The organism is Kineococcus glutinatus (assembly GCF_039542765.1).
Classification (GTDB): domain Bacteria; phylum Actinomycetota; class Actinomycetes; order Actinomycetales; family Kineococcaceae; genus Kineococcus_A; species Kineococcus_A glutinatus.
Window position 1 is genome coordinate 1 of record NZ_BAABIL010000048.1, and the last position, 7,377, is coordinate 7,377.

Here is a 7,377-nt window from a genome sequence, read left to right on the forward strand (position 1 = left end):
CGCCGCTGGGCTCGGGCGACCACCTGAGCTACGCCGCCTACGGGCGGATCGCGGCGCTGGGCGGTGACCCGTACGCGGTGGCCCCGGTGGACTTCCGCCCGCCCGGCGGCGGGGTGGACCCGGTGGTCTCGGCGGTGCGCGCGCCGTGGGAGGACACCGTGTCGGTGTACGGGCCGGTGGCGTCGGCGGTGCTGGAGCTCTGCTCGCGCCTGGGTGGGGCGTCGGTGGCGCGCACGGTGTGGTGCTGGCAGCTGGTCGTGGCGGCCTCCTGGCTGGCGGCGGCGGCGGGGCTGCACGTGGCGCTGCGCTCCCGGCCGCTGGCGCGGGCGCGGGCGGGGGTGCTGTGGACGCTCAACCCGCTGCTGCTGGGGGTGGGTGTCGCGGGGGCGCACCTGGACGTGGTGGCGGGCGCCGCGGCGGTGGGGTGCCTGCTGCTGGCGGGGCGCCGCCCGGGGGTGGCGGGGCTGCTGCTGGCGGTGGCGGTGGGCCTGAAGCTGCCCTACGGGGCGGTGGCCGCGGGCCTGCTGTGGGCGTGGTGGCGCGGTGCGCTGGGTGGTGGCGCGGTGGTGCGCGGTGCGCTCGGGGCGCTGGTGGTGCTGGTGCCGGCGCACGTGTGGGCGGGTGCGCACGTCTACGACCAGGCGCGCGCGGCGGGGCGGTACGTGTCGCTGGCGACGCCGTGGCGCCCGCTGGTGGAGGCCGGCTACCCGCGGGACCTGCTGCTGGTGGGGACCCTGGCGCTGGCGGGGCTGCTGGTGCTGGCGTGGCGGCCGGCGCTGCTGGGTCTGCGGGGGGCGGGCCCGCGGGGGGTGCCGGCGCTGGGGGCGGGGGGCCCGGTGCTGGCCGTGGCGGCCCCGGCGACCGCCGCGGTGGCGCTCGGCTACCTGCTGGCGGGGCCGTACGTGCTGCCCTGGTACGACGCGCTGCTGTGGGGCCCGCTGGCGCTGCTGGCGCCCTCGTGGCTGGACCGGGTGGTGGTGGCGCGGGCCGGTCTGCTGGCGCTGGCGTACGTGCCGGGGCTGGTGGACGGCATGAGCCCGGCGGTGGAGCAGCTGACGCTGGGCTACCGCACCCAGGTGGGGCCGTGGGTGGCGTGGTGCGCGGTGGCGCTGCTGGTGGTGGGGGCCCTGGTGCAGCGCGGCCGCCGCCCCGCCGGCTGACCGGGGCGGCGGCCGCCCAGCGGCTCAGCGGCTCAGCGGAAGGTGACCTCGCCGGTGGCGAGGTCGTAGACCGCCCCGACGATGCGCAGCCGCCCGGCGGCCGCGGCGGCGGCGAGCAGCTCGTCGCCGCCGAGGTCGGCGACGACGTCCTCCACGTTGGCCCGGACCGCGGCGTCGAGCCCGGCGGCCGCGGCCCGCTCCGCGGCCGGGCGGATCGCGTCGACGAGGGAGTCGATCGCGGTGCCCGAGGGGCCGGCGCCCGCGGCCACGGCGTCGCAGGTGGCCTGCACGGCACCGCAGGCGCTGTGGCCGAGGACGACGAGCAGCGGCACCCCCAGGTGCGCCACGCCGTACTGCAGGCTGCCGAGGACGGGCGGGGAGAGCACCTGCCCGGCGGTGCGCACGACGAACAGCTCGCCGAGGCCGCGGTCGAACACCAGCTCGGGGGGCACCCGGGAGTCCGCGCAGGACAGGACCGCCGCGAAGGGCTGCTGCCCGCCCGCGAGCTGCGCGCGCCGGTCGACGCCCTGGGCGGGGTGCTCCACCGCGCCCGCCGCGAAGCGGGCGTTGCCCCGCTGCAGTTCCTCCAGTGCCGCCGCCGCGTCGAGCGCCGCCATGCCCGCCTCCTGCCCCGTCCTGCTGCTGCGTCCTGCCGTTGCCGGGGGCGAACCTACTGCGGGCCGCGCCGGTGCCCGCGCCGGGTGCCCGTACCGGGTGCCCGCACCGGGACTCCCGGCGGGCGGGGTGAGCGCCCCGGCGGCAGGATGCCGCGCACGCGGCCGCCCGGCCGGGCGAGGAGGCGGCCGGTGGTGCAGGCGCTCGGTGTGCACTCGGAGGTCGGCAGGTTGCGCACGGTGGTCGTGCACCGCCCGGACCTCGGCCTGGAGCGGCTCACCCCGGGCAACCGGGAGCGGCTGCTCTTCGACGACGTGCTGTGGGTGGACCGCGCCCAGGAGGAGCACGACCAGTTCGTCGCGGAGCTGCGCGCCCGCGGCGTGGAGGTCCTCCACCTGGCCGACCTGCTGGCGCAGGCCCTGGAGGACCCGCGGGCGCGCGAGTGGGTGCTGCAGCGGGCCGTCACCCCGCAGGGCGTGGGGCCGGTCGCCGTGGAGGCGGTGCGCGCCGCCCTCGACGGGCTCGGCGCCCGGGACCTGGCCACCCACCTCGTCGGCGGCCTGACGTGGGCGGAGCTCGCGGGGCGCGGCGGCCCCGACGCCGCCCCCGGTGCGTCGCTGACGGCCGCCACCGCCGGGGGTGGGGGTTTCGTGCTGCCGCCGCTGCCGAACCACCTGTTCACCCGCGACTCCTCCGCGTGGGTCGGCGAGGGGGTGTGCCTCAGCACGATGTCGTCGCCGGCGCGGGTCCCGGAGGTCGTCAACGTCGCCGCCGTCTACCGCTTCCACCCGCGCTTCCGGGACGCGGGGTTCCGGTTCTGGTACCCCCGCCGCGACGCCGGCGGGGAGTTCGACCCGGAGGAGTTCGGCGGGGCGTCGGTCGAGGGCGGTGACGTCATGCCCGTCGGTGGCGGCAGCGTGCTGCTCGGCATGGGCGAGCGCTCCACACCGCAGATGGTGGAGCGGCTCGCGCTGCGGCTGCTGTCCGAGGGCGCCGCCGAGCGGGTCCTGGCGGTGGCGCTGCGCAGCGAGCGGGCCTTCATGCACCTGGACACCGTCCTGACGTTCCTGGACCGCGACGCGGTCACCGCCTACCTGCCCGTCGTGGCGCAGGCGCGCGCGTTCGACCTGCGGCTGGACGGCGGGCGCCTGCGCGTCGTGGCGGAGCAGGACCTGCTGGGTGCCGTGGCCGGGGCGCTGGGCCTGGCCCGGCGGGACCTGCGCGTCGTGCCGACGGGCGGGGACGCGGCCCAGGCCGAGCGGGAGCAGTGGCACGACGCGAACAACGTCGTGTGCGTCGAGCCGGGGGTGGTGGTGGCCTACCAGCGCAACACCCGCACCAACGCCGCGCTGCGGGCCGCCGGCGTCGAGGTCGTCGAGATCGAGGGGTTCGAGGTCGGGAAGGGCCGCGGTGGCGGGCACTGCATGACGTGCCCGGTGGCCCGGGACGCCTGAGCGGGACCTCACCCGGGGAGGCCTGGACCGGCACCGCGCCCGGGGGGTGGGGTGCAGCCCGCGGGCTGGTGCGCGCGGGTGGTGGTGCGCGCCCGTCCGGGTGGTGCCCCCACGACGACCGGGATGCGCGGTCACAGCCGGTGCACAGTGGCTGCGGGCCCTCCCGCTCGGCCCCGCACCCCGGGGGCTCAGCCGGACGCCGGTCCCGGGGGCCCACCACCGCCAGGAGACAGCCATGCGCAACCGCACCGCCCGTGGGTTCAGCACCGACTTCTTCTTCGCCGCCGTGCTGCTCGTCCTCTTCGGCCTGGCCGACGCGCGCTACGGCTCCCCGCTCGTGGCTGTGGAGGTCCTGCTCGGGCTGGTGGTGCTGGCCGCGGGGTTCTGGGTCCGCTCCGGAACGCGCGCCGGCTGGGTCGCCGGCCTCGTCGTGGCCGGGCTGACGACCGCGGTCGGCGTCCTCGTCCTGCTGACGGGCTACGGCTACGTGCCGGGCACGATCGTCGTCATCTACGCGCTCTTCCGGCTCGGTGGCGCGGGCGACGCCTTCGGTTCCGACGCGCCGCAGCCGCTCCCCGCTCAGCCGTTCCCCGCCCAGCAGTGGGGTGCGCCGCAGCAGTGGGGCGCACCGCAGCAGTGGGGTGCGCCGCAGCAGTTCCCCGCCCAGCAGTGGGGCGCACCGCAGCAGCCCGCCGCTCCGCAGCAGCCCGGGCCCCGGACGTACGTCGCGCAGGACATCCTCGCCGCCGACCAGACCCGCCGCACCGGCCGCTGACGCGGGCCTCACCCCAGCAGGGGGCGGACCTCCTCGGCGGCGAAGCGCACGAAGCCCTCCGGGTCGGGCTCGTCGGCGGTGGGCTGCAGCACGACCGCGTCGGCGCCCGCGGCGGCCCAGCGCGCCACCGCGTCGGCCACCGCGTGCGCGTCCCCCGCCACCCCGGCACCGGAGGCGGGGTCGATGCCCCAGTCGCGGCGGGAGGCGGCCAGCCGCTCCTCGGCGCCCGGGCCGGTGGCGGCCAGCAGGTAGGCGGTCACCCGGTGCGGTGCGCCGGTGCCCGCCGCGGCCCGCCCCTCCTCGACGAGGGCGCGGCTGCGGGCGACGTCCGCGGGGCCGAGGTCGGCGACGAGGACGGTGCCGTCGGCGACCTCGCCGCACAGCCGCAGGGTGCGGGGTCCCTGCCCGGCGGCGTGCACGGCGACCGGCGCCTGCGGCGGCCACGCCAGCTTCACCCGGTCCAGCCGCACGTAGCGCCCGTCGGTGCTGACCTCCTCCCCGCGCAGCAGCGCCCGCAGCGCCTGCACGTGCTCGCGCAGCAGGGTCAGCGGGGACCCCACCCGGGCCCCGACCTGCCCCATCCACTCCTGCACGCCGTGGCCGACGCCGGCGTGGACGCGGCCGGGGAACATCCGGTGCAGGGTCGCGAGCTCCATCGCGAGCAGGGCGGTGTTGCGCAGCGGGGCGGGCATCACCCCGATGCCGACGTGCAGCCGCTCGGTCCACGCCAGGGCCGCGGCGGCGCCGGCGAGGGCGCCCTGCTCGAAGCAGTCCTCCCACAGCCACAGCTCCTGCAGGCCGGCGGCGTCCGCCGCGGTGGCCACGGCCCGCAGCCGCTCCGGTGGCAGCTGCGGCAGGAACACCGCGCCCAGGACCGTCATCGTCGTCCCCCGTCGTCGTCGTAGCCGTCGGCATCGGCGCAGCCCGCGTCGTCGGCCAACCCTGGCAGAGCGGCGCTCAGCCGTGCAGGACCTGCCGGCCGAGCCGCACGACGAGGACCGCGACGACGAGCAGGAACACCGTGCGCACGAACCGGCTGCCCGCGGAGACCGCGGTGCGCGCCCCGAGCCAGCCGCCGAGCAGGTTCGCCGAGCCCATGACGAGGCCCAGCCCCCACAGCACCGAGCCGTGCGCGGTGAACACGGCGAGCGCCCCGAGGTTCGTGGCCAGGTTGACGATCTTCGCGGTGGCGCTGGCCGCCAGGAACGCGTAGCCGAGCAGCCCCACGAGGGCGAAGACGAGGAACGCGCCGGTGCCCGGCCCGGCGATGCCGTCGTAGAAGCCGATGACCCCGCCGGTCAGGGCGGCCACGACGGTGTGCCGGTGGCCGCTGAAGCGCAGCGCGGTGACCGAACCCAGGTCGGGCTTGAGCAGGGTGTAGGCGGCGACGAGGACCAGCGCGACGAGGATGACGGGGGTGAGGACCCCGGCGGGCACCGCCGCGGCGCACAGGGCGCCACCGGCCGCACCGAGGGCCGCGACCGCCGCGGTGGGCAGCGCGGTGCGCAGGCTCGGGTGCACGCGGCGGTAGTACGTGGCGGCGCTCGTGCCGGTGCCCATGGCCCCGGCGAGCTTGTTGGTGGCCAGCGCCTGCACCGGGTCCATCCCCGGCACGAGCAGCAGGGCCGGCAGCTGCACGAGGCCGCCGCCGCCGACGACGGCGTCCACCCAGCCGGCGAGGAACGCCGCCAGCACGAGCAGCGCCACCGTGGTCAGGCCCAGCGACGCCAGGGTCGTGGCGGCCTCGGCGGTCCGGAGCATCGGCTGGTTCCTCCTGCGCGGGTCCCGGGGCGGGATCGCCCCGGGAGGCCAGCCTGCCGGACGGGGCGCACCGCGGCGCCGGCGGTTCCCGGGGCTGCCGCCCTCAGCGGCCGGCCACCTCCGCGGGCCCGGGCACCACCGGTGCCCCCGGCACCACCGGGGCCACCTGCGCCGGCAGGCCCACCGGCGCGGCCGCCGGTCGCGCCGCCCTGGCCCGCGCCAGCAGCACCACGGCGGCGAGCAGGCCCACCGCGCTGAGGCCGGTGACGATCGCGACGGCGGTGCCGGTGCCCGGTAGCAGCGCCCCCGGCACGGGTGCCCCCGCGCTGCCGGTGACGGCGCTGACCGCGGCCAGCGTGACCGCCCCGCCGACCTGGATGCTGGTGTTCACCAGGCCGGAGGCAAGGCCCTGCTCGGCGTCGGCGACACCGGCGGTGGCCTGGGAGTTCACCGCGGGGAAGCAGAGGGCGAAACCCACCCCGAGCAGCACCACGGTGGGCAGCAGGAACTCCGCGTAGGCCATGCCCGGTTCGGCGCGCAGGAAGAGGGCGTAGGCGGTGGTGAAGGCGGTCATGCCCACCGCGATGGGCCGCAGCGTGCCGTACCGGGCCAGGACGCGGTCGATGCGGGTGGAGCTGGCGACGACGAGGAGCCCGGCGGGCAGCAGGGCCAGCGCCGTCGTCAGCGGCGACCAGCCGAGGGAGTTCTGCAGGTAGAGGGTGAGGACGAACTGGAAGGCGACGTAGCCGCCGAACATGACGGCGCCGGTGACGTTGGCGTGCACGAGGGCGGCTGAGCGCAGGATGCCCAGCCGCACCAGGGGCCGGGGGTGGCGGCGCTCGACGACGACGAACAGCGCGGCCAGCGCGGCGCTGGCGGCGAGCAGGCCCCAGGTGGCGGCCGATCCCCAGCCGCGCTCGGGCGCCTGCACGACCGCGTAGACGAGCAGCAGCAGGGAGCCGGTGACGGTGCTCGCGCCGAGCAGGTCGAGCTGGCGCGGGGACGGCGCCTGCCGGGCGGTGCGGGGCACGATGACGGCGCCCGCGGCGACGAGCAGCAGGGCGACCGGCCCGGGCAGCAGGAACGTGGCGCGCCAGCCGAGCTCGGTGAGGAATCCGCCGAAGACCAGGCCGAGGGAGAAACCGCTGGCGCCGCAGACGGTGTAGATGCTCAGGGCGCGGTCGCGCGCGGGGCCCTCGGCGAACGTGGTGGTGATGATGGACAGCCCGGCGGGGACGGTGAACGCGGCGGCGACGCCCTTGGCGAAGCGCAGCGCGACGAGCGCGGTGGGGTCGCTGAGGAACGCGCTGGCCACCGAGGCCACGCCGAAGACGGCGACGGCGGTGAGGAAGACGGGCCGGCGCCCCAGCAGGTCCGCGGTGCGCCCGCCGAGCAGCAGGAGGCCGCCGTAGCCGAGGACGTAGCCGCTGACGACCCACTGCAGGGCGGCGGGGCCCATGCCGAGGTCGGCGCCGAGGGAGGGCAGGGCGACGCCGACCATCGAGACGTCGAGGCCGTCGAGGAACAGCGCCCCGCACAGCACGACGAGCAGCAGCCAGGTCCGGTGCGACCAGCCGGAGCGGGTGGTGACGGTGAGGGGGCTCGCCGGTGC

General features: G+C 78.0%; 7 protein-coding genes. 3 read left to right on the top strand and 4 right to left on the bottom strand.

Features of this window, described 5'->3' with window-relative positions:
• Positions 1–1,160: MptA/MptB family glycosyltransferase (locus tag ABEB16_RS02380; RefSeq protein ID WP_486335970.1), on the top strand; the 1,160-nt coding region annotated here is incomplete at its 5' end.
• A 32-nt stretch (positions 1,161–1,192) separates the two neighbouring features.
• Here the strand turns inward: ABEB16_RS02380 and ABEB16_RS02385 are convergent.
• A complete protein-coding gene (locus ABEB16_RS02385; protein ID WP_345710673.1) occupies positions 1,193–1,777 on the bottom strand; it encodes a carbonic anhydrase in 585 nt (194 codons plus the stop codon).
• Between the two features lie 189 nt (positions 1,778–1,966).
• Between ABEB16_RS02385 and ABEB16_RS02390 the strand changes: the two genes are divergently transcribed.
• Complete coding sequence (locus ABEB16_RS02390; protein WP_345710674.1) at positions 1,967–3,229, top strand: arginine deiminase; 1,263 nt, start codon at positions 1,967–1,969, stop codon at positions 3,227–3,229.
• A gap of 235 nt (positions 3,230–3,464) precedes the next feature.
• Positions 3,465–4,004, top strand: a complete 540-nt coding sequence (locus ABEB16_RS02395) for a hypothetical protein (protein WP_345710675.1) — start codon at positions 3,465–3,467, stop codon at positions 4,002–4,004.
• A gap of 8 nt (positions 4,005–4,012) precedes the next feature.
• Here the strand turns inward: ABEB16_RS02395 and ABEB16_RS02400 are convergent, their stop codons facing one another.
• The 3 genes from ABEB16_RS02400 to ABEB16_RS02410 form a co-directional block, all read right to left on the bottom strand.
• Positions 4,013–4,885 (bottom strand): LLM class flavin-dependent oxidoreductase, encoded by an 873-nt coding sequence (locus ABEB16_RS02400; RefSeq protein ID WP_345710676.1) that lies wholly within the window; start codon positions 4,883–4,885, stop codon positions 4,013–4,015.
• A 76-nt stretch (positions 4,886–4,961) separates the two neighbouring features.
• Positions 4,962–5,765, bottom strand: a complete 804-nt coding sequence (locus tag ABEB16_RS02405; protein ID WP_345710677.1) for a TSUP family transporter — start codon at positions 5,763–5,765, stop codon at positions 4,962–4,964.
• A 103-nt stretch (positions 5,766–5,868) separates the two neighbouring features.
• On the bottom strand, positions 5,869–7,377 hold a 1,509-nt coding region (locus tag ABEB16_RS02410), incomplete at its 5' end, for an MFS transporter (RefSeq protein WP_345710678.1).

Excerpts from the sequence above, each read along its gene's own strand:
- ABEB16_RS02385 (WP_345710673.1), bottom strand. The coding sequence starts at position 1,777 with ATGGCGGCGCTCGACGCGGCGGCGGCACTGGAGGAACTGCAGCGGGGC.
- ABEB16_RS02395 (WP_345710675.1), top strand. The coding sequence starts at position 3,465 with ATGCGCAACCGCACCGCCCGTGGGTTCAGCACCGACTTCTTCTTCGCC.
- ABEB16_RS02400 (WP_345710676.1), bottom strand. The coding sequence starts at position 4,885 with ATGACGGTCCTGGGCGCGGTGTTCCTGCCGCAGCTGCCACCGGAGCGG.
- ABEB16_RS02405 (WP_345710677.1), bottom strand. The coding sequence starts at position 5,765 with ATGCTCCGGACCGCCGAGGCCGCCACGACCCTGGCGTCGCTGGGCCTG.